This window comes from Nocardia sp. 852002-51101_SCH5132738, from assembly GCF_001665695.1.
Lineage (GTDB): Bacteria > Actinomycetota > Actinomycetes > Mycobacteriales > Mycobacteriaceae > Nocardia > Nocardia nova.
On sequence record NZ_LZML01000205.1, the window covers coordinates 26,655 to 51,847 of the forward strand.

Annotated in this window: 25 protein-coding genes; 16 read left to right on the top strand and 9 right to left on the bottom strand. The window is 67.7% G+C overall.

Annotation, left to right across the window (positions count from 1 at the left end; all coding sequences use genetic code 11):
- Positions 1-36 precede the first annotated feature (36 nt).
- The gene (locus tag A5789_RS32465; protein WP_064906693.1) at positions 37-1,704 is read left to right on the top strand and encodes an FAD-dependent oxidoreductase; all 1,668 of its coding nucleotides are present in this window, start codon (positions 37-39) and stop codon (positions 1,702-1,704) included.
- Between the two features lie 81 nt (positions 1,705-1,785).
- Here A5789_RS32465 and A5789_RS32470 read toward each other — a convergent pair whose 3' ends face one another.
- From A5789_RS32470 to A5789_RS32480, 3 genes are all read right to left on the bottom strand, one after another.
- Positions 1,786-2,559: an acyl-[acyl-carrier-protein] thioesterase gene (locus A5789_RS32470; RefSeq protein ID WP_181064150.1), complete on the bottom strand. Its 774-nt coding sequence runs from the start codon at positions 2,557-2,559 to the stop codon at positions 1,786-1,788.
- A gap of 158 nt (positions 2,560-2,717) precedes the next feature.
- The gene (locus A5789_RS32475; protein WP_064906692.1) at positions 2,718-3,932 is read right to left on the bottom strand and encodes a transglycosylase SLT domain-containing protein; all 1,215 of its coding nucleotides are present in this window, start codon (positions 3,930-3,932) and stop codon (positions 2,718-2,720) included.
- Positions 3,929-4,249: a hypothetical protein gene (locus A5789_RS32480; protein ID WP_051756726.1), complete on the bottom strand. Its 321-nt coding sequence runs from the start codon at positions 4,247-4,249 to the stop codon at positions 3,929-3,931. Before A5789_RS32480 ends, A5789_RS32475 begins: the two co-directional genes overlap by 4 nt.
- A 123-nt stretch (positions 4,250-4,372) precedes the next feature.
- On the opposite strand from A5789_RS32480, the gene A5789_RS32485 reads away from it, so the two are divergent.
- The gene (locus A5789_RS32485; protein WP_063013642.1) at positions 4,373-5,347 is read left to right on the top strand and encodes an NADPH:quinone oxidoreductase family protein; all 975 of its coding nucleotides are present in this window, start codon (positions 4,373-4,375) and stop codon (positions 5,345-5,347) included.
- A 58-nt stretch (positions 5,348-5,405) separates the two neighbouring features.
- A complete protein-coding gene (locus tag A5789_RS32490; RefSeq protein ID WP_082941112.1) occupies positions 5,406-6,524 on the top strand; it encodes a winged helix DNA-binding domain-containing protein in 1,119 nt (372 codons plus the stop codon).
- An 8-nt stretch (positions 6,525-6,532) separates the two neighbouring features.
- Here the strand turns inward: A5789_RS32490 and A5789_RS32495 are convergent, their stop codons facing one another.
- The gene (locus A5789_RS32495; protein ID WP_064906690.1) at positions 6,533-7,054 is read right to left on the bottom strand and encodes an Lrp/AsnC family transcriptional regulator; all 522 of its coding nucleotides are present in this window, start codon (positions 7,052-7,054) and stop codon (positions 6,533-6,535) included.
- A 165-nt stretch (positions 7,055-7,219) separates the two neighbouring features.
- Here A5789_RS32495 and hppD point away from each other — a divergent pair, with 165 nt between their 5' ends.
- Complete coding sequence (hppD, locus tag A5789_RS32500) at positions 7,220-8,413, top strand: 4-hydroxyphenylpyruvate dioxygenase (RefSeq protein WP_064906689.1); 1,194 nt, start codon at positions 7,220-7,222, stop codon at positions 8,411-8,413.
- Between the two features lie 14 nt (positions 8,414-8,427).
- Here the strand turns inward: hppD and A5789_RS32505 are convergent, their stop codons facing one another.
- A complete protein-coding gene (locus A5789_RS32505) occupies positions 8,428-9,105 on the bottom strand; it encodes a VC0807 family protein (RefSeq protein WP_064906688.1) in 678 nt (225 codons plus the stop codon).
- Between the two features lie 206 nt (positions 9,106-9,311).
- Between A5789_RS32505 and A5789_RS32510 the strand changes: the two genes are divergently transcribed.
- The 8 genes from A5789_RS32510 (at position 9,312) to tuf (ending at position 17,222) form a co-directional block, all read left to right on the top strand.
- Complete coding sequence (locus tag A5789_RS32510) at positions 9,312-10,472, top strand: sensor histidine kinase (protein ID WP_082941110.1); 1,161 nt, start codon at positions 9,312-9,314, stop codon at positions 10,470-10,472.
- The gene (locus tag A5789_RS32515; RefSeq protein WP_227462685.1) at positions 10,469-11,161 is read left to right on the top strand and encodes a response regulator transcription factor; all 693 of its coding nucleotides are present in this window, start codon (positions 10,469-10,471) and stop codon (positions 11,159-11,161) included. Before A5789_RS32510 ends, A5789_RS32515 begins: the two co-directional genes overlap by 4 nt.
- Before the next feature lie 63 nt (positions 11,162-11,224).
- The gene (locus tag A5789_RS32520; RefSeq protein WP_063013630.1) at positions 11,225-11,755 is read left to right on the top strand and encodes a DUF3558 domain-containing protein; all 531 of its coding nucleotides are present in this window, start codon (positions 11,225-11,227) and stop codon (positions 11,753-11,755) included.
- An 11-nt stretch (positions 11,756-11,766) separates the two neighbouring features.
- Entirely contained in the window at positions 11,767-12,339 is a 573-nt protein-coding gene (locus tag A5789_RS32525) for a DUF3558 domain-containing protein (RefSeq protein ID WP_227462686.1), read from the top strand.
- A 422-nt stretch (positions 12,340-12,761) separates the two neighbouring features.
- Positions 12,762-13,136 carry a 30S ribosomal protein S12 gene (gene rpsL, locus A5789_RS32530; protein WP_014353064.1) on the top strand — a complete coding sequence of 125 codons (375 nt, stop codon included), beginning with the start codon at positions 12,762-12,764 and terminating at the stop codon, positions 13,134-13,136.
- Position 13,137: 1 nt separating this feature from the next.
- Complete coding sequence (rpsG, locus tag A5789_RS32535; protein ID WP_030517120.1) at positions 13,138-13,608, top strand: 30S ribosomal protein S7; 471 nt, start codon at positions 13,138-13,140, stop codon at positions 13,606-13,608.
- Between the two features lie 205 nt (positions 13,609-13,813).
- Positions 13,814-15,916: an elongation factor G gene (gene fusA / locus A5789_RS32540; protein WP_063013628.1), complete on the top strand. Its 2,103-nt coding sequence runs from the start codon at positions 13,814-13,816 to the stop codon at positions 15,914-15,916.
- Between the two features lie 115 nt (positions 15,917-16,031).
- A complete protein-coding gene (gene tuf, locus A5789_RS32545) occupies positions 16,032-17,222 on the top strand; it encodes an elongation factor Tu (RefSeq protein ID WP_064906685.1) in 1,191 nt (396 codons plus the stop codon).
- A gap of 81 nt (positions 17,223-17,303) precedes the next feature.
- Here the strand turns inward: tuf and A5789_RS32550 are convergent, their stop codons facing one another.
- Both A5789_RS32550 and A5789_RS32555 read right to left on the bottom strand, forming a co-directional pair.
- Positions 17,304-19,502 (bottom strand): hypothetical protein, encoded by a 2,199-nt coding sequence (locus A5789_RS32550; RefSeq protein WP_064906683.1) that lies wholly within the window; start codon positions 19,500-19,502, stop codon positions 17,304-17,306.
- An 81-nt stretch (positions 19,503-19,583) separates the two neighbouring features.
- Entirely contained in the window at positions 19,584-19,883 is a 300-nt protein-coding gene (locus tag A5789_RS32555; RefSeq protein WP_227462687.1) for a cupin domain-containing protein, read from the bottom strand.
- A gap of 68 nt (positions 19,884-19,951) precedes the next feature.
- On the opposite strand from A5789_RS32555, the gene A5789_RS32560 reads away from it, so the two are divergent.
- Positions 19,952-20,212, top strand: a complete 261-nt coding sequence (locus A5789_RS32560) for a hypothetical protein (protein WP_197516787.1) — start codon at positions 19,952-19,954, stop codon at positions 20,210-20,212.
- Positions 20,213-20,227: 15 nt separating this feature from the next.
- On the opposite strand, the gene A5789_RS32565 is transcribed toward A5789_RS32560, so the two are convergent.
- Entirely contained in the window at positions 20,228-20,857 is a 630-nt protein-coding gene (locus tag A5789_RS32565) for a TetR/AcrR family transcriptional regulator (protein WP_155525539.1), read from the bottom strand.
- Positions 20,857-21,204, bottom strand: coding sequence for an SPW repeat protein (locus A5789_RS32570; protein ID WP_030517125.1), 348 nt, complete (start codon positions 21,202-21,204; stop codon positions 20,857-20,859). The genes A5789_RS32565 and A5789_RS32570 overlap by 1 nt, the downstream gene beginning before the upstream one ends.
- Positions 21,205-21,403: 199 nt before the next feature.
- Here A5789_RS32570 and A5789_RS32575 point away from each other — a divergent pair, with 199 nt between their 5' ends.
- The 3 genes from A5789_RS32575 (at position 21,404) to A5789_RS32585 (ending at position 25,119) form a co-directional block, all read left to right on the top strand.
- A complete protein-coding gene (locus A5789_RS32575) occupies positions 21,404-22,591 on the top strand; it encodes an NAD(P)/FAD-dependent oxidoreductase (protein WP_064906679.1) in 1,188 nt (395 codons plus the stop codon).
- Positions 22,592-22,717: 126 nt separating this feature from the next.
- On the top strand, positions 22,718-23,497 hold the full coding sequence (locus tag A5789_RS32580; protein WP_064906676.1) for a glutamate racemase: 780 nt from the start codon (positions 22,718-22,720) through the stop codon (positions 23,495-23,497).
- Positions 23,498-23,946: 449 nt separating this feature from the next.
- Complete coding sequence (locus tag A5789_RS32585) at positions 23,947-25,119, top strand: hypothetical protein (protein ID WP_146100916.1); 1,173 nt, start codon at positions 23,947-23,949, stop codon at positions 25,117-25,119.
- Positions 25,120-25,193 lie beyond the last annotated feature (74 nt).

Genomic DNA, 25,193 nt, shown 5'->3' on the forward strand with positions numbered 1-25,193 from the left:
GGGGACGTCCCATGATGTTTCGAGGATCTGCGAGATATGGCCTACGTGATCACGCAGCGTTGTTGCAACGACGCCAGCTGCGTTCCCGAGTGCCCGGTCGATTGCATTCGTCCCACTCCGGAGCAACCCGAGTTCGCGACGACCGAGCAGCTGTACATCGACCCCGACACCTGTATCGACTGTGGTGCGTGTGTGGATGCCTGCCCGGTGGAGGCCATCTTCTCCGAGGACGATCTGACGGCGTCGCTGGCTCGTTTCCGCGATATCAACGCCGCCTACTTCCAGCGCCACCCGCTGGAGTCGAATTTCGACCCGCTGGTGACCCCGGCACGCCCGCCCAAGGAGCTGGGCACGCTGCGGGTGGCGATCGTGGGCGCCGGTCCGGCGGCCTGCTACGCCGCCGACGAGCTGCTGCGCCGCGCCGATGTCGAGGTCGAGATGTTCGACCGGCTGCCCACCCCGTGGGGTCTGGTGCGCGCCGGTGTGGCCCCGGATCATCCGGGGACCAAGTCGGTGTCTGCCATGTTCGAGAGCGCGTTCCGGCGTGACACCCTGCAGTACCGGCTCAATGTCGAGGTGGGCAAACACATCTCGCACGAGGAACTGGCCGCCCATCACCACGCGGTGATCTACGCCGTGGGCGCCTCCACCGACCGCCGCCTGGACGTGCCCGGTGAGGATCTGCCCGGCAGCCATTCGGCGACCGAATTCGTGGCCTGGTACAACGGCCACCCCGACTACGCCGAGCGCAGCTTCGACCTGTCCGGTGAACGCGTGGTGATCGTCGGTAACGGCAACGTCGCCCTCGACGTCGCACGCGTGCTGACGCTGTCGCCCGACGAGCTGGCCAAGACCGATATCGCCGACCACGCCCTGGACGCGCTGCGCTCGAGCAATATCCGTGAGGTCGTGGTGCTGGGCCGGCGCGGTCCGCTGCAGGCCGCCTACACCTCGGCGGAGTTCCTGGCGCTGGGACATCTGAAGGGCGTCGATGTGATCATCGACCCCGCCGAGCTGGAGCTGGATCCCGCCAGCCAGGCGCTGCTCGACGATCCCGATATCGAGCCCTCGCTGCGCCTGAAGTACGAACTGGCGCAGGAGTACGCGGCCAAGGCCCCGAACCCGGACAACAAGCGCATCGTGTTCCGCTACCTGGCGTCACCGACCGAGATCCGCGGCGAGGGTCACGTCGCCGAGCTCGAGTTCGTGCACAACGAACTCGTCAGCGAGGACGGCCGCGTCGTGGCGCGGGCGTCGGATCGCACCGAGACGCTGCCGGCGTCGATGGTGTTGCGCTCGATCGGCTATCGCGGTGTTCCCATCGCGGATCTGCCGTTCGACGGGCGCGCCGGGATCGTGCCCAACGAGCACGGCCGCGTCGTCGCCGACGGCGCTCACGTCACCGGCGTCTACGTCTCGGGCTGGATCAAGCGCGGTCCGCGCGGCGTGATCGGTTCCAACCGCGTGGATGCCACCGAAACCGTGGAACAGCTGCTCGAGGACTTCACCTCGGGCAAACTGGCTGCCCCGCAAGGTGATCGGGCCGCGCTCGAGGCCCTGCTCGCGCAGCGCCAGCCCGACGCCGTCGGCCGAGAGGGCTGGAAGGCCATCGACGCGGCCGAGAAGAGCGCCGGCATGTCCGGCGGCCGCCCGCGGGTCAAGTTCACCACCATCGAAGATCTGCTCAAAGCCGCGCGCGGCTGAACACCGGTGCGTCCGGACCCTCCCCGCGGGGAGGGTCCGGACCTCGGCGGGGCTCCTTCGCGAACTCTCCGCTATCCACACTCAGGTCGGTAACGCGCCGATCCGCACGGTGGTGGTGATGGTGCCACCGACCATGAACCACAGCCGCAGCACCGGCTGGCCGTTGCGGTCACCGGGCTCGTAGCGGCTGCGCACGCTGATGTGCTGACGGGCCAGCACCGGCGCCACATATTCGATCACCGCGCGATGCGGCCCGGCCACCAGCTTCGGATAGTCCACCAGGAAGTGCTCGACCGCCTGCCAGTACATGGCGTTGTTGACGTGGTTGAACTGGTCGATATCGGTCGCGCGCACCGGGAACGTCAGATCGGTATCCGACTCCGGCGGCACCGCATCGGTCAGCCACGGCCGCCAGCGCAGCCGATGTTCGTCGGTGGTGCGGGCCAGATGCGCCAATCCCTGGTCGCTGATCCGGGTCGGCATATTCGTCGACTCGTTGATATTGATCCAGAAGCCCTCGGTCTCGATCAGGCCGCCGCTGTCGCTGGTGATCCGCACCCGCATATTCGTCCAGCGGGTCGACATCGCCGAACACCAGCGTCGCAACTGCACCCGATCCGGCCAGACGATCGGACGCACCACGTCGATGACGGTGCGGCGCACGATCCATGCCGGGTCGGTGCGGTGGAAGAACGTGCTGTGCAACTCTTCCCACGCGATGTCTTGCAAATATCGAGCCACGGCGTCGAGCCGCAGCCGGCTGTAGGGATCTACATCGCCAGCCCGGATGGGCCACGCCGAGGCGAAGCCCATGCCCTCCTGGGGAAGCGGGGCGAGTGGCTGATCGAGTGACACTGGTGCTCCTCGCGCTGCACGGTGTGCCGCGTACTTCATGCGGTGCTTCTTGTGACATGACTTTACGGGGCGCAGGTCACACTGTTACGCCGAGATGGCTCTACTCACACGTAGCAAATGTCCAGTTGTGTCGCGGCCACCGGCGTTCCGGCCGCCGATCAGTAGCCGACGTAGCCGCCACCACCGGAGACCGCGGAAACTCCCGGCACATTGTCGAGCGACCCGTAGCGATCGATCGAGTAGCGTGTGGCGGCCACGATGTTGTCGACCGGATTCCAGATGTCGGTGTGGCCCGGGGCCGCGTGGGCGTTGAAGGTGCTGTCGATGCACTGCATCAGACCCTTCGACGGATGACCGGCCGCCGCATTGCTGTCCCAGTTGTTGATCGCGTTGGGATCGCCGCCGGATTCGTGCTCGATGATGAGCGCGATCGCGTTCTCGTCAATCGATTCCGGGGGATAGCCCATCTCGATCAGGACCTGCTTGGCCTGGGCGATCCACTGCTGCACATCACCGGACGGATGTGCGGTCGGCGGCGGACCGCTGGTTGGACCGTTGTAGCTGCCGCCGCCGTAGCTGCCGCCGCTGTAGGCGCTGGTGCCGCCGCCGTGGTGGGAGTTGCCCATCAGGCTGGAGGACGCCGGGCTGCCCGAATGGCTCGCGACCGGTGTGGCGGTCGGGGCGGCGGGCGGCGCCGCCGCGGCGGGTGCGGTGGGAGCGGGTGGCGCCGGAGGTGCGGCGCCCGCACCGGTCACGGGGTCGCCGAGCGCGACCGAAGCCGTGTCGACCGTGGTTTTGGCTTGATTGAGCGCGTCGATCGCTGAGGTGGCGACGCCTTGCGCCTGGGACAGGGCGTGCTGAATCGCCACTTGCTGGTTCAAGGCGTCGATGTTCTCCACCAGGATTTCCTGCTGAAGTTTGGCGTCGCTGAACAGGTCTTCGCCGTGCGGGCCCTTCTTGTTGTCACGAAGCCATTGGATGCGGTCTGTTGCCGAGACGGTGCCGTCGTCGTTGACCTTGAACGCCGGTACGCCGGGACTCGGCGGGGTCTCGGCGATGTTCTTCAACCGTGCCACTTCGGCTTTCGCGTGTATCAGGTTCTCGACCTGTTGGTTCAACGCCGTCTGCAACCCCAGCACCGCCTGACTTACCGCCGAGGCACGCCCCTTCTCCAGTTGCATGCGCCCGTCGGCGGCTTGGGCTGCGCCGCCGCCCCATTGCTGGTCCTGGCCGAGTTTTTGAGTGCTGTCGACGGCGGTGATGACGGCTTGGTCGAGGTCTGCGGAGAGTTTGGCGACGGCAGTGGCGGCGGTGGTGAGTTTTTCCGGCGCCCATTTTTCGACATCGCCGATGGTCAATGCCGCGCCGCTCATGCGCGGATGCCGATCTTGTTCAGATCGTCGCGCAACTGCTGGTCGGTATCGATGATGACCTTGCCGGCCTGTTCGACGGTGTCGGCGATATGCGTTACGCGCGAACCGATTCGCTTCAACGCGTTCTCGACCGAATCCTTGGCGCCGGTGCAGGCCGCGTCCCAGCCGGTGCCCGGGAGCGCGCCGGCCGCGTCGGCCAGTCCGGAGTCGAGTTTGCCGATGGCATCGGACTCGTCGCGCAGGGTCTTCGCGAAACTTTGCAGGGCCGCGGGATCGATCTTCATCGCGTTCGCGGGTGGATCGTTGGGACCGGCCATGAGAAATCCCCCTCTTCGCTCAGTTCAGCGGGCCCAAGCGTAGCAAATCGGGGACCTGTGGACAGGGGTGCGCGAAGACCGGTTAACTTGTTGGAAAGCAGCCGCGGACAGAGAGGTCGTTTCATGCGCGCAGCCCAGGTGAGCAAGCTCGAGGGGCCCGAATCCATCGAGGTCGTGGACATCCCCGAACCGGCGGAATTCCCCGGTGGCGTGGTAATCGACGTCCATGCCGCGGGGGTGGCGTTCCCGGATGTGCTGATGACCCGGGGGCTCTACCAGATGAAACCCGAACTGCCGTTCGTGGTCGGCGGCGAGGTGGCCGGAATCGTGCGCTCGGCCCCCGAGGACGCGCGCGTGAAGGCGGGCGACCGGGTGGTGGCGCTGACCATGCTGGGGAACGCGGTCGCCGAAACCGCGGTGACCGCGAAGGAAATGGTGTTCCGGCTGCCGGACAACATTTCCCTCGAAGCGGGTGCGGGAATTCTGTTCAACGATCTGACCGTGCACTTCTGCCTGCGCAACCGGGGCCGGCTGGCCGAGGGCGAGACCGTGCTCGTACACGGTGCGGCCGGTGGCATCGGCACCTCCACGCTGCGCATGGCCGAGGCGCTGGGCGCGAGCCGGGTGATCGCCGTGGTGAGTACCGAGGAGAAGGCCGAGGTCGCGCGGGCCAACGGCGCATCCGATGTGGTGCTGACCGACGGCTGGCTGGCCGCGGTGAAGGAATTGACCGGCGGACGCGGCGTCGACATCGTGCTGGACCCGGTCGGCGGCGACCGGTTCACCGACAGCATTCGCTCGCTGGCCCCGGCCGGCCGGTTGCTCGTGGTCGGCTTCACCGCGGGCGAGATCCCCACCGTGAAGGTGAATCGCCTGCTGCTCAAGAACGTCGAGGTGGTCGGCGCCGCCTGGGGCGAATGGGTGATGACCCATCCGGGGTATCTGCAGGAGCAGTGGGACGAGGTGGCGCCGCTGCTGGAATCGGGCAAGATCGCGGCGCCGCAGCCCGTGCTGTACCCGCTGACGGAGACGGCGGCCGCGGTGGCCGCGCTCGACAACCGTTCGGCGAAGGGCAAAGTCGTCGTCACCGTCCGCTGAGCGGGCCTTCGTTCGGCACCCGCTGGATGTCGGTGCCGGGCCGTAGGGTGTGCGCATCATGGAACTGTCCGACCGGATTCTGAATCGCACCCTGCTGGCCCGGCAGCACCTGCTCGAGCGGTCCCCGGTGCCGGTCTCGCAGCTGTGTGAACATCTGGTCGGGCTGCAGGCCCAGGATGTGACGCCGCCCTACGTCGGATTGTGGAGCCGGATCAGCGATTTCGATCCGGCGACGGTCTCGGTCGGCCTCGAGAACCGTTCGCTGGTGCGAATCACCCTGATGCGCGCCACGATTCACCTGGTGACGGCGGCCGATGCGGTGCGCATCGCGCCGCACATCCAGCCGGAGTTGGAGAAGATCCCGTTTCGCAAGGGCTTCTTCTACGGCGCGATGGTCGGGCTGGATCCGGAGGATGTTCGCGCCCGGGGCGAGAAGGTGCTGGGAGCGGAGCCGATGTCGTCGGCGGATCTGCGGGCCCGTGCCGTCGAGAATTATCCCGACCGCGACGCCACGGCCGTGACCCAGACCTGGCTCTACCAGCTCCCGGTGCTGCAGACCCCGCCGCGCGGCCTGTGGCGGAACAACAGCCGGCCGGTGTGGTCGCGCATCGAACCGTGGCTGGACGTGCCGCTCGATGACGCATATCCGGTGCAGGAGTTGGTCCTTCGCTATCTGCGTGCCTTCGGTCCCGCGACCACGATGGATGTGCAGACCTGGTCGCGGCTGCTCGGAATCAGGGAAATACTGGCCGGGCTGGGCGAGCGCGTACGCACCTACACCGACGAGCGCGGCCGCGTTCTCTACGACGCCGCCGACGCCGAACTCGCCGATCCCGATCTGCCCGCACCCGTCCGGCTGCTGGGGTGGTACGACAATGTGCTGCTGTCGCATCGGGATCGCAGCCGGATCATTCCCGGGAATGCCCCACTGCCCCTGCAACATATGGCCGCCCAGGTGTGTCCGGTGCTCATCGACGGGTTTCTGGCCGGCATCTACAAAATATTCGCCGACAAGTCGGCGGCGCGGTTGCGCATCGCACCGAGCCGGGAATGGTCGGCGCGGGAAGCGTCCGAGGTCGAAGCGGAGGCCCGGAATCTGCTGGGCTTTCTGGAACCGAATTTGCGGCCGGAGGTCGAAATCCTCGCACCCGGAGCGAATCTCAGAACCGGGAAGTAAACGCGCGCTCAGGGCGTCGAATTCCGGTATGCCGGAGCCTTGCTCGTCCCCGCCGGAGTGAGCGTGCGCAGCAGCGGCAGCGTCCGATGTGCGACCACCGTGGACAGCACGATCACGCTGTGCGAGCGCACCACCGCGGCGCTGCGGTCGATACTCAGCAGCACCGCCTGCAGGCTCGAATGCGAATCGGCGCCGATGCGGCACAGGACATCGCTGGAACCGGTGGTCGCGTAGGCCTCGAGCACGCCGGGGATGGCGTCCAGATCGGTGGTCACCGCGTCCAGTGCGCCCTGCGCGATCTCCAGACTCACGAAGGCCTGCACATCGAATCCGGCGGCGGTGACGTCGACCCGCGGATCGTAGGAGGCGATGACCCCGGCCTCCTCCATGCGCGCGATGCGCGACTGGACGGTCGCCCGCGCCACCCGGGTGCGTCGCGACAGCTCGAGTACGCCCGCCTTCTGGTACTCGTGCATGGCGGTGAGGATCGCCAGATCCAGTTCGTCCAGTTTGGCGGGGGTGCGCGTCATCGTCGTCTCCTGTATTCGGTCCGGCGCCGCGCCACCGGACGAGGACCGGGTGCAGCTATTCAAATTGTCCAGCACTCGGCGGCATATGGTGACCAATTACGCCAGGGTGTCTACTCGAAATCCTCGATATTGCCCAGCACCACGGCTCGGAGATTATCTGGATGCATGACGATCGAGGACATCTCCCGGGACACCCGGCCCGCGGTGGCGAGCGATGCGGAGCTGCGCCGGCTCGTCGGTCTGGTCGACCACGATCCCGGTGCGGATCCGTTTCCCGTCCTCGGCTGGGACGCGCTGGTGTGGGTGGTCGGCAACGCGACCCAGTTCACGCACTACCTGCAGGCATTCGGGATGGCGCTGGAGGCCTATTCCGGACCGGAGACCGGCAACCGCGATCACAAGTCCTACGTCTTGCGCAGCGGCAGTGCGCGATTCGTGGTGTGCGGGGCGGTGGATCCGGCCAGTCCGCTGGTCGCCCACCACGACCGGCACGGTGACGGCATCGTCGATATCGCGCTCGAGGTGCCCGATGTGGACCGCTGCATCGCGCACGCCCGGCGGCAGGGCGCGCGGATCCTGGTCGAGCCGCACGACGAGTCCGACGAATTCGGCACGGTCCGCATCGCTGCCCTGGCCACCTACGGCGAAACCCGCCACACCCTCGTCGACCGGTCGCGCTATCACGGTCCGTATCTGCCGGGATATATCGCGCGCCGTTCGAATTATCAGCCGCGGGCGCCGCATCGGCTGTTCCAGGCCGTGGATCACGTCGTGGGCAATGTGGAGCTCGGGCGGATGGACGAATGGGTGGAGTTCTATCGGCGCGTCATGGGCTTCACCGATATGGCCGAATTCGTCGGCGACGATATCGCCACCGAATACTCGGCCTTGATGAGCAAGGTCGTGGCCAACGGCAACCACCGGGTGAAATTCCCGTTGAACGAACCGGCCGCCGGGCGCAAACGCTCACAGATCGACGAATATCTGGAGTTCTACGGCGGCCCGGGCGTCCAGCACATCGCGCTGGCCACCGGCGACATCCTGAGCACCGTCGACGCCCTGCGCCGGGAGGGCATCGAATTCCTCGACACCCCGGACGCCTATTACGACGATCCCGATCTGCGCGCCCGCATTGGCCAAGTCCGCGTCCCCGTACGACAACTGCGATCGCGCGGCATCCTGGTCGACCGCGACGAGGACGGATACCTGCTCCAGATCTTCTGCAAGCCCCTCACCGACCGCCCCACCGTGTTCTTCGAATTGATCGAGCGGCACGGCTCGCTGGGCTTCGGAAAGGGCAACTTCAAGGCCCTGTTCCAGGCGATCGAGCGGGAACAGCACGCGCGCGGGAACCTGTGACCGGGCGCGCGTCCTCACCCGGCGTCGGGCAGTGCGCGCAGGCGCGCCTTGATGTCGAGGCGCCGTCGTGACCGCACGGTGTAGACGGCCAGCGCGGCGATGATCGTCCACTGCACCGGGTTCATCAGCGCGACCGCCGCCGGCACCGGCAGGCAATAGATCACCAGGAGGCGCACCACCGCATCGACCGCGAGTCCAGCGCTCCACACCGCCGTGGCGATCGTGAACGCGCGGCGCACGACGGAGTCGTTGTGCCACAACGTCTCCCAGTGCACGGCGGAATCCGGCCCGAGCGCGTGCATGCGCTGCGAGATCGCGAACATCGCCGGTCGGCCCAGCAGGCAGCTGCCCGCCAGCAGCACACTGATCACAGCGGAGGTGATCGGGTCCTTGGCCAGCATCATTCGCTCGTCACCGCCGAGTACGGCCAGGACGAGGCCCAGTGCGTTGAGCAGGAAGACGAACACGGCGATGCCGTCGGCCTTGCGGCGCGCCGCCGCGATACCGAGCGCCCACCCGCCCGCGACGATCGTCGAACCCACCAGCGCTCGATAGCTGGTGAACCCGGCCGCGAGCAGCAGATAGTAGGTCGCGGGCGACAGGCCGATATCGGCCGCGAATCCGAGCACCCGCCACAGCCGGCGTGGTTCGCTCCCGGTGTCGGCGGCGGTGAATGTGGCGGTGTCGGTCATCGGAATCTCCCCTGTGAGTACTGGCGCTATGTCGTTGACACGCTAGGGATTTCGCGCATGTGTGCGCCTCGGCCGGGAGATGGACCACGGGATCTCCACCCACGGGTGGAGCCTGCGCGGCCGAATCTCGGCCCGACGGTCGTTCCGGCAACGATTCGACCGCGCCTACCGTCGTGGTACCGGCACGACATGCCACCAGGAGGGTTATGCGAGAGGGGCTGCGGGAGTTCGGGCGAAGGCTGATCGGCAACGATCCCGACGCCAGCCCGTTGATGCGTTCGATCGGCGCGACGCTGCTCGCGGCCAATCTGGTGTTCAACCACCGGGGAGCGCCGGCGGCGTGGCTGTGGGCGGTGCTGGCGGCCGCCTATGCCGGGTGGCTCGTGTTCGCGGTGGTCGAATCCCGGTATCCCCGGGTGGCCACCCTGGCGTTGACCTGGTGCGCCTTGTCGAGCGCGGCGGTCGTCGGAGCGGCCCCGGACATCTCCGCGTTCATCATGCTGTGCGCGGCGGCCAGTGTGCTCGCCCAGCAGTTCCGGTCCGCTACCCGAATCATCCTGCTCGGCTTCGCGGCACAGGTCGCGGTTCTGATCGCCGGTTGTGCGGCGGCCGGGAAGAGCCTCGGCGACCTGCTGACCTACGTCGGCGTGCTCGTCATACTGCTGCTGCTCGGTTTGTATCGCCGACAGCATCGACTGCGCGTACGCCAGACCCAGCTGCTGCTCGAACAGACGCGGCGCGCACAGGACGAACAGGCTCGGGCGGCCGCGCTGGACGAACGTGCCCGGATCGCGCGGGAATTGCACGATGTACTGGCACATTCGCTGGGAGCGCTGAGTATGCAGTTGGAGGTCGCGGAGCTGCTGCTCGACGAAAGGGGCGATATACCGGGCGCATTGGCGCATGTGCGGCGCTCGCACCGGCTGGCCCGCGACGGATTGATCGAGGCGCGCGGTGCGGTGGCCGCGCTGCGGGGCGACGTGCCACCGCTGCCCGATGCCGTGCGTGAACTGGTCGAGAGTTATCGGCGCGATCACCGGATGACGGTGGAACTGCGCTGCGACGGCCCCGCCCGGCCGATGGATTCCGGTGCCGCGGTATCGCTGCTGCGCACCCTGCGCGAGGCGCTGACCAATGCCGCCAAGCACGCACCGGGCCGGCCGGTGCAGGTCGCGCTCGAGTTCGCGGCCGGCGAGGTGCGACTGTCGGTGCGAAACGCGTTCGCGGAGCAGAAGAATCGCGAGCCGCTGCCCGGCGGCGGGTACGGTCTGACCGGGATGCGTGAGCGGATCGCATTGGCCGGGGGCACGCTGTCGTCCGGTGCGGCCGACGGCGAATGGGTTGTGACAGCGGAGGTTCCGATTTGAGTGAGGGACAGGAACCGCTCCGGGTGCTGGTGGTCGACGACCAGCAGGTGATGCGTGAGGGTCTGGTCGCACTGCTGGGCCTGGTCGACGAGGTGCGTGTGGTCGGCGCCGCCGGTGACGGTGAACAGGCGCTGCGGGCGGTGGCCGAGACCGGCCCGGATGTGGTGCTCATGGATCTGCGGATGCCCGTACTCGACGGCGTCGAGGCGACCCGCCGGATCGCGGCCGACCATCCCGGCACCGCGGTACTGGTACTGACCACCTACGCCGACGACGCCTCGATCGTGAGCGCGCTGCGCGCGGGCGCGCGCGGCTACCTCACCAAGGACGCCGGCCGGGCGGAGATCGTCGCCGCCATCCGTGCCGCGGCGGCCGGGCAGTCCACCTTCGACGCCACGGTGTCCCAGCGGCTGGTGGACGCCCTGATCGGAGCACGGGACCGGCCGACGCCGAGTGCCCCTGCCGCCGGTACGCCGAATCCCGACGGCCTCACCGCTCGCGAGGCGGAGGTGGTCGCGCTGATCACGCGCGGACTGAGCAATGCCGAAATAGCCGCCCACCTGTTCGTCTCGCCGGCGACGGTGAAAACTCACATCAACAACGCCTTCGCCAAGATCGGCGCCCGCAACCGCGCCGACGCCGTCCGCTACAGCTACCGCCACGGCCTGGCCGACCCGACCGCCGACTGAGGTGGTGGCCCTGTGCTACGCGACACCCGGGCCCAGGACGCCGAAACCAGTAGAGTGCCCATCATGCGATTGACGGCGGCGATTGTCACCGGGACGGCTCTCGCGGCACTGCTGGCGGGCTGCGGTTCGGGCGACAAGTCCGACAGTGATTCCCCGTCGGTTCGTCCGCCCGCGAAGGTGGCGGCGCTGGGCCCGTTCGTGGGGGAGTGCGGGCATGTCACCGATGACGAGGTCCGGAATCTCGGTGGGCTCGGTCAGATCTCGCAGGTGTTCAAGAATTCGGTCGGCTGCAATTGGCAGGCCGGCGGAATCGGCGGTCCCAGCGTGACGTTCGCGTCGTATCGGGGCAGTCCGATCGGGCGGGAGAAGGCGTGGGTCACCGCCCAGGGCCGCAATCCGGAGTCGATCGAGGTCGGCGGGCATCAGGGTTTCCAGGATGCGAGCCCGGACGGCACCATCTGTGACTTCGCGGTGCAGCTGGGCGACGACTTCTTCGAATGGTCGACCTCGGCCGGCGCATTCGGGCAGGTGTCGACGACACCGTGCGACAAGAACCGCAAACTGGCCGAACTGACCGTGCAGCGGCTGAAGTGAGGGCGGCTGAAATGAGCGACGGCATGCGTGATCAGGGCCGCGTCCGGCGCGGCGTGCGGGCGGGCGGGATCGCGGTCCTCGCACTCGCGGTCGGGCTGACGGTAGGCGGCTGTGGTCGCACGGTCTCGGGAACCGCATTGCCGGCGGGTAGCGGCGGCGGCGTGAACATGAACTTCGACAAGTTGCTGCGCGAATGCGAGGTCGTCAAACAGGAGGACATCGCCAAGGCGACCGGTGCTCAGGACGCGCAGGGTTCGTTCAACGGCGCGGTGTGCATGTGGGATCTGTCGGGTACGCCCGGCGGCGACGGTATGGCCACGCTGAACTGGTACGAGATGGGTTCGCTGCCGAACGAGAAGGCCAACAACGATCGGCTCGGCTACACCACCACCGATGTGAACGTGCAGGGCCGGCGCTCGCTGCAGGTGCAGCGGCCGGGCGATCCGGATTCGTGCGGTGTGATGGCGCCGGCCGCGGACACCGGGATCATCGGCTGGTGGGTGAACTACCGGCCGGGTGGTCATCCGGATCCGTGCGCCGGGGCGAAGAAGCTGGCGGAGTTGACCTTGAACCTGGCGCGGTAATTTTGGCCTCCGCTTCGCTCCGGCAGGGTAGATGTATTGCCTCGGGTGCCCGCGTGTGGGGCCGGGGAGCGCTCGAGAGATAGTTGTTGTGCATCGTGAGTGGTGAAGCGTGCTTGCCGGACCCCACTTTTGCCCCCCGCCGCGCCGACGGGTATCGTGGATCGCTGTGCCCGGAAGCGTGCGGGCAGGTTTGTGCGTAGAACGTAAGCCAGCGAGAGCGGCCGACCGTTTCAGCGTGCCCGGAAAAGTAGGCATGTACTGCGCGCGACACGCCCGACCTCGGGACGCGTGGAAACGCGATCCGGGCAAGTGGTGACAGCTCTATGACGTCGGTGTGAACTCCGGGGAATCGGGCAGCACCGCCGACAAACAGACATCGAAGAGTTCCAGACACCTGGTTACTGAATAAGGAAAGCCGGTATATGCCAACCATCAACCAGCTGGTCCGCAAGGGTCGTCGCGACAAGGTCGCCAAGACCAAGACTGCGGCCCTGAAGGGGAGCCCGCAGCGTCGTGGCGTGTGCACCCGCGTGTACACCACGACCCCGAAGAAGCCGAACTCCGCGCTGCGTAAGGTCGCGCGTGTTCGCCTGACCAGCGCGGTCGAGGTCACGGCTTACATCCCGGGCGAGGGCCACAACCTGCAGGAGCACTCGATGGTGCTCGTTCGCGGTGGTCGTGTGAAGGACCTCCCCGGTGTGCGCTACAAGATCATCCGCGGCTCGCTCGACACCCAGGGTGTGAAGAACCGCAAGCAGGCCCGCAGCCGCTACGGCGCCAAGAAGGAGAAGAGCTGATATGCCACGCAAGGGCCCCGCACCCAAGCGTCCGCTGATCAACGATCCGGTCTACGGATCGCCGCTGGTCACTCAGCTGGTCAACAAGATCCTGCTGGACGGCAAGAAGTCGACCGCCGAGCGCATCGTCTACGGTGCCCTCGAGCAGGCGCGCGAGAAGACCGGCACCGATCCGGTCGTGACCCTCAAGCGTGCGCTCGACAACGTGAAGCCCGCCCTCGAGGTGAAGCCGCGTCGTGTCGGTGGCGCCACCTACCAGGTCCCGGTCGAGGTTCGTCCGGGTCGCGCCAACACCCTGGCGCTGCGCTGGCTGGTCAACTACTCGCGCGCGCGTCGTGAGAAGACCATGATCGAGCGTCTGGCCAACGAGCTGCTGGATGCGAGCAACGGTCTGGGCGCTTCGGTGAAGCGTCGCGAGGACACCCACAAGATGGCCGAGTCCAACCGGGCGTTCGCGCACTACCGCTGGTGATTGGTCACCCGGTCCGCCGGTGAAGGAACGGCGCCGGGAGGCGAGTCACAGTCGGGTGCGGCACGTGCTCAGCAGGGCACCAATCAGCCGCACCCGACGTTGACATAGTGATGGCCAGGGGCCCGCATCGAAGCGGAACCGCCCGGGCCGTTCCCGAAAATCCCAACTAGCTGATCGCTAACAGAGCAGAGCGGGGAAGATTTCCGTGGCACAGGACGTGCTCACCGACCTCAACAAGGTCCGCAACATCGGCATCATGGCTCACATCGATGCCGGCAAGACGACCACTACCGAACGAATCCTGTTCTACACCGGTGTGAACTACAAGATCGGTGAGACCCACGACGGTGCGTCGACCACCGACTGGATGGAGCAGGAGCAGGAACGCGGCATCACCATCACCTCGGCGGCGGTGACGTGTTTCTGGAACCAGAACCAGATCAACATCATCGACACCCCCGGCCACGTCGACTTCACCGTCGAGGTGGAGCGTTCGCTGCGTGTGCTCGACGGCGCCGTCGCGGTGTTCGACGGTAAAGAGGGCGTCGAGCCGCAGTCGGAGCAGGTGTGGCGTCAGGCCGACAAGTACGACGTGCCGCGAATCTGCTTCGTCAACAAGATGGACAAGCTGGGCGCGGACTTCTACTTCACCGTCCAGACCATCAAGGACCGCCTGGGCGCGAAGCCACTGGTCATCCAGCTGCCGATCGGCGCGGAGGACTCCTTCGAGGGCATCGTCGACCTGGTCGAGATGAACGCCAAGGTGTGGACCGGCGAGACCAAGCTCGGTGAGAAGTACGAGGTCACCGAGATCCCGGCCGATCTGAAGGAGAAGGCCGAGCAGTACCGCCAGGAGCTGCTCGAGACCGTCGCCGAGTCGGACGAGGCGCTGCTGGAGAAGTTCTTCGGCGGCGAGGAGCTCACGATCGACGAGATCAAGGGCGCCATCCGTAAGCTGACCGTCGCCTCGGAGCTCTACCCGGTGCTGTGTGGTTCGGCGTTCAAGAACAAGGGCGTGCAGCCCATGCTCGACGCCGTCGTGGACTACCTGCCCTCGCCGCTGGACGTCGAGAACGTGGAAGGCCACGTCCCCGGCAAGGAGGACGAGGTCATCACCCGTCGGCCGAGCGCTGACGAGCCGTTCGCGGCGCTGGCGTTCAAGATCGCGGTGCACCCGTTCTTCGGCAAGCTGACCTACGTCCGCGTGTACTCGGGCAAGGTCGACTCCGGCGCCCAGGTCATCAACTCGACCAAGGGCAAGAAGGAGCGTCTGGGCAAGCTGTTCCAGATGCACTCCAACAAGGAGAACCCGGTTCCCTCGGCGTCCGCCGGCCACATCTACGCGGTCATCGGCCTGAAGGACACCACCACGGGTGACACCCTGTGCGATCCGCAGAACCAGATCGTGCTGGAGTCCATGACCTTCCCGGACCCGGTCATCGAGGTCTCGATCGAGCCCAAGACCAAGTCCGACCAGGAGAAGCTGGGCACCGCGATCCAGAAGCTCGCCGAAGAGGATCCGACCTTCTCGGTGAAGCTGGATCAGGAGACCGGCCAGACCGTCATCGGCGGTATGGGCGAGCTGCACCTCGACATCCTGGTCGACCGGATGAAGCGCGAATTCAAGGTCGAGGCGAATGTCGGTAAGCCGCAGGTGGCCTACCGCGAGACCATCACCAAGAAGGTCGAGAAGCTCGAGTACACCCACAAGAAGCAGACCGGTGGTTCGGGTCAGTTCGCCCGCGTCATCATCGGCCTGGAGCCCTTCACCGGCGAGGACGGCGCGACCTACGAGTTCGAGAACAAGGTCACCGGTGGCCGCGTTCCGCGCGAGTACATCCCGTCGGTGGACGCCGGCATCCAGGACTCCATGCAGTACGGTGTCCTCGCCGGTTACCCGCTGGTCAACCTGAAGGCCACCCTGCTCGACGGCGCCTACCACGAGGTCGACTCCTCGGAAATGGCGTTCAAGATCGCGGGTTCGATGGCTCTGAAGGAAGCGGCCCGCAAGGCCGGTCCGGTGATCCTCGAGCCGCTCATGGCTGTCGAGGTCATCACGCCCGAGGATTACATGGGCGATGTGATCGGCGACCTGAACTCCCGCCGTGGCCAGATCCAGGCCATGGAGGAACGCAGTGGTGCCCGTGTCGTCAAGGCGCTGGTTCCGCTCTCGGAGATGTTCGGTTACATCGGTGACCTGCGGTCGAAGACCCAGGGCCGGGCGAACTACTCCATGGTGTTCGATTCGTACGCGGAGGTTCCGGCCAACGTGGCGAAGGAGATCATCGCCAAGGCGACCGGCGAGTAATCGCAGTCGGGGCGGATTTGCGAGAATCCGCCCCGTTCGGTCGCGTACGACCCCCTGTAAATACAAACCGCACTGCTGCACAAAAGCACGCACTAACTAGTCCAGGAGGACAACAGTGGCGAAGGCGAAGTTCGAGCGGACGAAGCCCCACGTCAACATCGGCACCATCGGTCACGTCGACCACGGCAAGACCACGTTGACTGCCGCCATCACCAAGGTGCTGGCCGACAAGTACCCGGACCTGAACCAGAGCTTCGCGTTCGACCAGATCGACAAGGCTCCGGAGGAGAAGGCTCGTGGTATCACGATCAACATCTCCCACGTCGAGTACCAGACCGAGAAGCGTCACTACGCGCACGTCGACGCCCCCGGTCACGCCGACTACATCAAGAACATGATCACCGGTGCGGCCCAGATGGACGGCGCCATCCTGGTCGTGGCCGCCACCGACGGCCCGATGCCGCAGACCCGTGAGCACGTGCTGCTCGCCCGTCAGGTCGGCGTGCCCTACATCCTGGTCGCGCTGAACAAGTCGGACATGGTCGACGACGAGGAGATCCTCGAGCTCGTCGAGATGGAGGTCCGCGAGCTGCTGGCCGCCCAGGAGTTCGACGAGGAGGCTCCGGTCGTCCGCGTCTCCGGCCTGAAGGCCCTCGAGGGTGACGAGAAGTGGGTCGAGTCGATCGTCGAGCTGATGAACGCCGTCGACGAGTCCATCCCGGACCCGGTCCGTGAGACCGACAAGCCGTTCCTGATGCCGATCGAGGACGTCTTCACCATCACCGGTCGTGGCACCGTGGTCACCGGTCGTGTCGAGCGTGGCGTGATCAACGTCAACGAAGAGGTCGAGATCGTGGGTATCCGCGAGAAGACCACCAAGACCACCATCACCGGCATCGAGATGTTCCGCAAGCTGCTGGACCAGGGTCAGGCCGGTGACAACGTCGGTCTGCTGGTGCGTGGTATCAAGCGCGAAGATGTCGAGCGTGGTCAGGTCGTCGTCAAGCCGGGCACCACCACCCCGCACACCGAGTTCGAGGGCCAGGCGTACATCCTGTCGAAGGACGAGGGCGGCCGCCACACCCCGTTCTTCAACAACTACCGCCCGCAGTTCTACTTCCGCACCACCGACGTGACCGGCGTCGTGACCCTCCCCGAGGGCACCGAGATGGTCATGCCGGGCGACAACACCGAGATGAGCGTCAAGCTGATCCAGCCGGTCGCCATGGAAGAGGGCCTGCGCTTCGCGATCCGCGAGGGTGGCCGCACCGTCGGCGCCGGCCGCGTCACCAAGGTCATCAAGTGACTTCGTGATCGGCCGTCACGACATGTGACAGCATGAAAAGGGCCGTTCCCCTCGGGGAGCGGCCCTTTTCGCGTCGCTGGCTCAGTTCTCGGTCGCCGCCAGGAGAGCTTCGGCGAATTCGCGCATCTGGTCGGCGCCGCCGAACCAGGTGGTGACGAGTTCGACTGCGGCGGTGCGGGTTCGGTGGGCGGCGGTGATGAGGCCGTTGAGGTCGACGTCGCCGGTTTCGGCGTTGCGGGCCACATTTTCCAGGGTGTGGCTGGCCAGCAATAACTGCATCACCAGGCCGACGTCGATGGCCGGGGGTTCGCCGGTGGTCTCGGCCCGGCGGCGGGCCGCGCGGCGGGAGGTGGGGGGCAGGCCGGTGCGCGAAGCGATGTCGTCCGGTGTGTCACCGGAGTGCTGATCCCCGGTGGCGCGACGATTTCGGCGACCGCCGGTACCCGCGGCACTGGTGGACGATTCGATGTGGGCGGCGCCGATCGCCGAATCCGGCTGTGTCGCACCGTCTTCCGGGGCCTCGGTCGTCGAGTCGTCGGCTCGGGTTTCCGCTGCGAGCGACCGGTGCCGGCTGGTCGGAACGGACTCCGCCACCCGGGCTTCCGCAGCGCGTCGTCGCAGGACGTCGGTATCGGACTGTTCGGCGAGGGTACTCGTCGGGGCCGAGCGCAGGCCCACCGTCGCCCCGTTGCGGGAGGGAAGCTGGTGGGAAGCGGCGTGGGCGTTGTCCGCGCGGCTGCGGATCGCCGGGAGCATGTCGGTGTTCTGCCACGATTGCGGATCTCCGGAGCCGGCTTCGTCCGTTCGGTCGGCCGGATCGGAGTGGGCCGGGGGCGTCGACTCCGCGCGGTGGGAGTGTGCCGGCTCGTTCGAATGCCGGTGCGGCAGCCGCGCCGCGGGGGTCGCCGGCTCACCCTTGTCGTCCTCCGCTGCGCCCGTATTCGCCTCGGCGACGGTGTGTTCGGCGGCCTGGGCGCTCTCGGCGACGGATTCGGCCCGCGTAATGGGGTGTGGTGTGTGCTCGCTCCCGGCTGCCGATTCGGTGGTCGCGGTGGGTCGGAGGGCTTCGTCGGGCGACCGGTCGGTCAGTGGGGTCGCGGCGAGCCGTGCGGGATCGGCGTCGCCGCCGGCCGATGTCGCGTGACCGATCGCCGTGCGGTTCACACCTTCCGCTGTCGCGGGGCGGGATTCACTCTCGCTCCCGGAGGCGGCTGCGGGCGGCTCGTTGCCGGCGGATGCCGGTTCGGTCACCGCGGTGGTGTGCTGCTCACCGGTTGCCGATTCGGTTGCCGCGATGTCGCCGGGCAGCCGGGCCGCGGCGGTGTTCGCGGCGGGCTGCTCGTCGCCGCGTGCCCGCCGAGCCGCACGGGGAATGGGCCGGCGGGGAGTGTCCGGGCGCGGGTCGGTGCTCGCCGGTGTCGCGTCGGCGGCGAGACCCGTTCCGGCACCGGCCGGTTCGGTCCGGACGATGCCGTGAGCAGGAGTGGGAAGCCGCATCGGGAGTTTCGGCGGAGCCGGGACGGATGCGGTCGACGGGGCACCGGATTCGACCGGATCGGATCGCCGCGGTTCCGGCGGCTCGGCGGACGCCTCGGCCGGCTCGGTTTCGGCGGTACGGGAGCGACTCTGCCGCCCGGGGTCGATGCCCAGGCTCTCCGCGATGCGGCGGACGGTGTCCTCCGGATCCTGGGCTCCGGCATCGAGTTCGGTTTCCCAGCTTGCCTTCTCCGGCGTCGAGTTCTCGTTGTCGCCGGGAGCCGTGGACGATCCCAGGACACCCGATCTCGGATCCACCGCCGGCGTCTCCGCCGCGCTCACCGCGAAACTGGAGGTGGGAGCGGATTCGTCGTCGGCCGCAGGATTGTTCCGCGACTGCGCCGCACCCTGCTCGTAATCCGCATCGAACGGTGAGGCGAACATGCTGCGCTGCGCGGGTTCTCGGGTGGCCAGCGGCGGGATGTTCGTGCGGGCCGATGTGTCGCGGACCGGGAGCGGCGGTGCGGCGGGAGGTGCCGGAACCGCGGTGCCGGCGAGGTAGTCGGGTGAAAAGGACGGGACATCGGTGGGCGAGGCGACCGGGGGCGGGCCGAAAACGCTCTCACCCGATCCGGACTCACCGAATTCGGCGCTGTCCCAGCGCAGTCCGAACTTCTCGGCACCGCCGTGCGCGGGACCGCCGCCACCCGTCTGCTGGCCCGGCTCCTCCTCGGAGCGGGTCAGTCGGTGCCCCTCTCGTGCAGTATGGGGTTCTCCGAAACGGGCATTGGCGGGATCCGTCATACACTCCATTCTTATCGCTCACGTTTCGGGGTGCGAGTTCGCGGGGGTGTGCGACGGTTCCCGCCGCCCTTGCGCCGCAGCTCAATCCGTCCGTTTTGCGAGTTCGGTACCGCGGCGCAGGGTGAGCGACATCAGTTCACTCGGCTCGTCCACCTCGATGCGATGCCAACACCCCCGCGGCACGATGAACGCCTGTCCGGCGCGCAGCGATACCGGTCCCGCCGCGTCGCCGGGCTCACGCAGATACATCCGGATTCCGCCCGAGAGCACCGCCACCAACTCCTCTCCGCTCGGATGCATTTCCCAGTGGTCGCCGTGGACGTCGGCGTCGGTGGCCACCCGGAAAGTCGCCAGCGTCCACCCCTCCATATCTCCGGACATACGGCGTTGTTCGTCGAAAACCCGGCCGTCGGGCAGCATTCGGATGCCGCGGGCGAACAGGTCGACAAGTGCGAGGTGCCGAGCGGGCGGTGCACGCCTATCGGACGATCTGGTACTACACCGCCGGGGAAATTCTGATTCGGGCCGCGGCTCGCCGGCGTCGCGACGACGACCGGCCGGTGTTCCGGGAGCGCGTCTTCGCCGATATCGATGCCGGCGAACTTCCGCGCCTGGCGGCCGTGGCCGACCGGTGGGGCGCGCTCACCGCGGCCGACACCTACGCGGAGGGATTGCGCGCGTTGGTCGATGGTCTGCTGCCGGCTCGCTGAACCGGCGGCGCCGGCTCAGCCCAGGCTGCTCATGCCGGCCGCGACGACCCGGGAGAGGTTCGTGATCTCCTCGGCGCCGGCGAGTGTCAATCCGTCCAGTGCGTGCAACCGGTCGGTGCTCGCGATGGTGAGCATGGCCGACACCCAGGCGGCTGCGCAGGCCCGCAGGGTTCCGGGTTGTACCTGCCCGGGCGCGCTCGCCTGCAATACCCGGGCGGTGACGTCGAGCAATTGATCGCGCATGCGGCGCACCTGTTTTCGCACATCCGGATGCGTATCGGCCTCGCGCCACATGATCACGCGCAGCACCGAGGAATGGTGGTCGCGCAGATTCAGTGCCGCGTCGAGGTTCACCAGGCTGGTCGCCGGATCGCCGGGCCGGACCACCGTGGCGATGTCGTCGATCGGATGCGCGGGAACTCGCTCGGCCATCAGCGCCGAGAGGATCGAGTCCTTGGTGGGGAAGTAATAGAAGACCAGCCCCTTCGGAACGCCGGCCGCGGCGGCTATCGCAGCCGTCGCGGTCGCGTCGAATCCGTGTGCCGCGAACAGGCTTTCGGCGGCATCCAGAATCAGGGCGCGGGCGTCGCCGTCGACCTTGCTGCTGCGGCGACGCCCCGCTCGACGGGGTTTGGGCATCTGCATCAGTGAGCAGTATGCATCCGTGCCGATACCTGCGGAAGGGCGGCCAGGGCGACCACGACGGTCAGTACGCCGACGATCCACGCGGTCCACGACGCCGCGCTGAAGGAGCTGAAGTTCATCACCCACGGCGAGATGAACAGCAGGACGCCGAACAGGCCCATCGCGTAATCGGTTCCGGCGATGCCCGGACGGGTGAACTGGACCAGGCCGGCCAGGGCGATCAGCACGCCGAGCACGATCAGGGTCCACATGGCGCGGTTGCTGTGGTCGGTCCAGATGGGGGACAGGGCGGTGTAGACGCCCAGTGCCACGGCCACGGAACTCAGGGTGCGGTTTTCGGTGAGCATGGGTGCCTCCTCGGGGGCGGAATTATGTTCTGATCTCGGTATAACTCTGATTGACCGCCCGATCAATACTTGTTCCGGAAAATTCCTGCACTCGCGTCGGATATGGCGCCCGTCACCGCATTCTAGAACGTGTTCTAGTTTATGGTGGATTGGTGCAGCAATACGTGCCAGCAGTGGGAACCGAGCCAGGAGCGCAGCGATGACAGCCCCGATCGTGATCGTCGGCGCCGGTCTGGCCGGCCTGCGTACCGCGGAGGAATTGCGCCGCGCCGGATACGAGGGCGGAGTGATCCTCGTCGGTGACGAACAGCGCCTGCCCTACGATCGGCCGCCGTTGTCCAAGCAGTTCGTGCGCGGCGAGACCGAGGATACGACGCTGCGCCCCGCCGAATTCTTCGCCGAGAAGAACATCGAGCTGCGACTGGGCCTGGCCGCGACCGGAGTCGACACCGCGGCGCGCACCGTGACCTTCGACGACGGCTCCGTGCTCGAGTACGGACAGCTGATCATCGCAACAGGCCTGCGCCCCAAGCGGATTCCGGGTCTGCCCGAGGCCGCCGGTGTCCACGTCCTGCGGCGGCACGAGGATGCGGCCGCGCTGCGCGACGGACTGGCCACCGCGCGCCGGGCGCTGGTGGTCGGCGCCGGATTCATCGGCTGCGAGCTGGCGGCGAGCTTCCGTTCCCGCGGCGTCGACGTGGTGCTGGTGGAACCACAGCCCACCCCGCTGGCCGCCGCGCTGGGCGAGGCGGTCGGCCGCCTGGTCGGGCGCATGCACCGCGACGAAGGGGTGGACCTGCGCTGCGGCGTCGGACTGAGCTCGTTGCAGGTCGAAGACGGCGCGGTCACCGGGGCCACCCTCACCGACGGCACTACGGTCACCGCCGATCTGGTGGTCATCGGTGTCGGCTCCGCGCCGATCACCGAATGGCTGGCCGGATCCGGCATCCCGCTGGCGGAACCGCAGGCGGGCGGGGGTGTCCTCGCCGACGAGGTGGGCCGCACCTCGGTCGAGGGGGTGTGGGCGGTCGGCGATGTCGCCGCGTGGCGCCACGACAACGGCCGGCACAAGCGGGTGGAGCACTGGACCAACGCCGGCGAGCAGGCACGGCTGCTGGTGACCGCGCTGCTCGGCGGCGACGTTCCCACGGCCGCCCGGGTGCCGTACGTGTGGAGTGACCAGTACGACCTGAAGATCCAGGTCCTCGGCACCCCGGCGGGCGCCGACGAGATCCGGATCGTCGAGGACGACGGCCGCAAATTCCTGGCGCACTACTTCGACGGCGGAGTCCTGACCGCCGTGGTCGGCGGCGGTCGCACCGCGCAGGTGATGAAGATGCGCGCCGAACTCGCAGCCAACGCCAGGTCCGCCGCACCCGCGAGCTGAACGCCCGCAACGGGCCGTGCCGCCCGGATCGGTCGGTGCGACGGCACGCCAGCGCCGCGCGGAACAGGTCCGGTCGATACCCCGGTCGGGCGTAAGGGTTCGTGGCGACGCTAATACAGTGGCTGGGTGATCGTTGCGCTCATCGATTCGGGACTGGGGTTGTTGCCGACGGGGGCGTGGCTGCGCAAGTTGCGTCCCGACCTCGATCTGCTGCTGCAACTGGATCCCGATGGTGCGCCGTGGGGGCCCAAACCCGAGCAGTGGGTGATCGATCGGGTGCTGGATGCGGCCCGCCGATCGTTGCGGCTCGGCGCGGAGGCCATTGTGCTGCCGTGCAATACCGCCAGCGTCACCGCACTCGAACAGGTGCGGGCCGAGGTCGGGCCCGAGGTGCCGGTGATCGGCACCGTCCCCGCGATCAAACCGGCGGCCGCCGCGTGTGCCTCGGTCGCGGTGTGGGCGACCGCGGCCACGACCGCGAGCCGCTACCAGGCCGATCTCATCGCTCGCTTCGGCGGTGACGCCGATGTGACCGGTGTGGCGTGCCACGGCCTCGCCGACGCGATCGACCGCGGAGATCTCCAGGCCGTCGAGCACGCCATCGCCCGCGCCGCCGAGCAGACTCCCGCCGGCACCGAGGCGGTCGTCCTCGGCTGCACCCACTACCCGCTGGTCCTCGATTCCATCGTGGCCGCGCTGCCCTCGGGCGTCCGGCTGTTCGACAGCGCGGAAGCTGTTGCGGGCCAGACACTTCGGCGCATCGACGCCCTGGGCCGGCCGACCGCCGGCGCCGGCACGGTGACGGTCTACAACAGCGGCCGCGCCGGTGAACTGCCCGCGAGTGCGGCGGCCTTCGAATCCGGCCGTGTGCTCGGAGCGGTCGACACCGCGTGCCCGACCGCCTAGCTTCGCGGGGGCACTCGGCGTAGCCGGTGTCGACCCGGTCACGTTCGCGCCCGCGCTTCCCGCCGGCCGGGCACTACCGGCGCCGGTGCCGACGATCGAAACATGTTCCGGGACAACTTCTTTCACCATATCTCGCCGGTGCTCCGGAAAAGGGCTGTGACCTGCGCCCCAGTCAGCCGTGGGAGGTCTGGTGGCCCGTACTCGGACGCGGTTCTACCGTGATTTTTCGCAGACGTACAGCGCGGTCGTCGACGCATTTCCGCACCCACCCCTACCGGGCCGGCCGCCACGAGGCCGGCGCATCGGTAACAGACAGACCCGGAGTTATGGCTACCCGAACGCCTTGGAGCGATGTTCATCCCGGAACCGGCGACCTCGAATCGTCCGGCTCACTACCGACGCCACCGGGTGGTCGCCGTCCGAGCTGGGGATACCTGTGCGGGGCCGTGTTGAGCGCCGCGACTCTCGTCCTGTTGTTCCAGCCCTGGTTGTCGGCCTCCGGACCGGGCGGCGCGATCCGGTCGGATGCCTTCGGCAGGCTGACCGGTACCACCGTGTCCCAGCAGGACTGGGCGGGTGCCGGGCTGCGCGACACCGATATCAGCGGCACGTGGGCGGTGCTGACCTGTGTCGCGGTGCTCGCGACGATCTTCGCCGCGGTGGCCTATCTGCGCACCCGCGCGTCGATATTCTCCGCCGCGGCCGCGGTGGCGGGGACCGGTGTGGCGGTGTTCGTCCTCGCGGATGTGCTGTACCTCGACAACAAGGAATCCGAGATGCGCGCGGCGGTCGCGGACGACAGCAGTTTCTCCGGCATCCTCCGCGGTCTCTTCGGTGGGGCACATGCCGCGCATCAACTGGCGGGGGCCCATCTCGATTTCGCCGCGATGCTCGCCGGAATCACGGCTTTCGGCGCCGCGGCCTGTGTGCTGACGAATCACCTGCGCGACAATCCGATTGTGCGCACCGCTGCCCGGCCGACGACGCGATCGGTCGCAGTCGCACACCCCTCGACACCGACCGCACGGCCGCAGACACCGACCACACCTCGTCCGGTACCGGCAGCCCTGCAAATGGTGTCGCCCGCAGCAACCGCACCGCAGCTCGTGCCGCCGGCATCTCCGTCGGCGCCGACCGCACCTCACGTGGCGCCGGCCGCGCTCTATCCGGCGTCGATCGCATCCCAGCCGGTGCCGACCGCCCCCAATCCGATGCCGATGGCACCGCACCCGGCTCCGGCCGCATCCCCGCTGGCTCCGGTGGCAACGCAGCTTGTTCCGGCCGCATCTCATTTGACGTCGGCCGCATCGCAGGTGGTCCAGGCCGCACCCACTCCGGCGCCGGCGGGACCGCAGCCGGTGCCGACGGCTCCCGATCCGGTGCCGGCGGCAACGCACCCGGCTCCGACAGCACCCAATCCGGCGCCGCCCGCACCGGCGACACCCCCGGCGCCCGTTGTCGAATTCGGGGATATCACCGCGGAGCGGCACGAGCCCGCACCGAGCGCCGCCGAACTCCCGCCGTTTCCGGTTCGGAAACAACCGAGCTGGCGCATCGTCATTCCCGCGGGAGCGGTGTCCGCGCACGCTCCGGCGCGGGGGGAGCGCACCTTCGCCAATTAGTACTCCAGCATCACTTCGTGATGTTGTTGGGTAGCATGTGTTTTCGTGCTGGTTGATGAGGATCTGGCTGCGTG

Coding starts and splice junctions, on each gene's coding strand:
- A5789_RS32480 (WP_051756726.1), bottom strand. CDS start 4,249: ATGGCCGGTCCCAACGATCCACCCGCGAACGCGATGAAGATCGATCCC.
- A5789_RS32505 (WP_064906688.1), bottom strand. CDS start 9,105: ATGACCGACACCGCCACATTCACCGCCGCCGACACCGGGAGCGAACCA.
- A5789_RS32510 (WP_082941110.1), top strand. CDS start 9,312: ATGCGAGAGGGGCTGCGGGAGTTCGGGCGAAGGCTGATCGGCAACGAT.
- A5789_RS32565 (WP_155525539.1), bottom strand. CDS start 20,857: ATGCAGATGCCCAAACCCCGTCGAGCGGGGCGTCGCCGCAGCAGCAAG.
- A5789_RS32570 (WP_030517125.1), bottom strand. CDS start 21,204: ATGCTCACCGAAAACCGCACCCTGAGTTCCGTGGCCGTGGCACTGGGC.
- rpsL (WP_014353064.1), top strand. CDS start 12,762: ATGCCAACCATCAACCAGCTGGTCCGCAAGGGTCGTCGCGACAAGGTC.
- A5789_RS32525 (WP_227462686.1), top strand. CDS start 11,767: ATGAGCGACGGCATGCGTGATCAGGGCCGCGTCCGGCGCGGCGTGCGG.
- rpsG (WP_030517120.1), top strand. CDS start 13,138: ATGCCACGCAAGGGCCCCGCACCCAAGCGTCCGCTGATCAACGATCCG.
- A5789_RS32495 (WP_064906690.1), bottom strand. CDS start 7,054: ATGACGCGCACCCCCGCCAAACTGGACGAACTGGATCTGGCGATCCTC.
- A5789_RS32485 (WP_063013642.1), top strand. CDS start 4,373: ATGCGCGCAGCCCAGGTGAGCAAGCTCGAGGGGCCCGAATCCATCGAG.
- A5789_RS32555 (WP_227462687.1), bottom strand. CDS start 19,883: ATGTCCGGAGATATGGAGGGGTGGACGCTGGCGACTTTCCGGGTGGCC.
- A5789_RS32465 (WP_064906693.1), top strand. CDS start 37: ATGGCCTACGTGATCACGCAGCGTTGTTGCAACGACGCCAGCTGCGTT.
- A5789_RS32575 (WP_064906679.1), top strand. CDS start 21,404: ATGACAGCCCCGATCGTGATCGTCGGCGCCGGTCTGGCCGGCCTGCGT.
- A5789_RS32520 (WP_063013630.1), top strand. CDS start 11,225: ATGCGATTGACGGCGGCGATTGTCACCGGGACGGCTCTCGCGGCACTG.
- A5789_RS32550 (WP_064906683.1), bottom strand. CDS start 19,502: ATGACGGATCCCGCCAATGCCCGTTTCGGAGAACCCCATACTGCACGA.
- A5789_RS32490 (WP_082941112.1), top strand. CDS start 5,406: ATGGAACTGTCCGACCGGATTCTGAATCGCACCCTGCTGGCCCGGCAG.
- A5789_RS32475 (WP_064906692.1), bottom strand. CDS start 3,932: ATGAGCGGCGCGGCATTGACCATCGGCGATGTCGAAAAATGGGCGCCG.
- hppD (WP_064906689.1), top strand. CDS start 7,220: ATGACGATCGAGGACATCTCCCGGGACACCCGGCCCGCGGTGGCGAGC.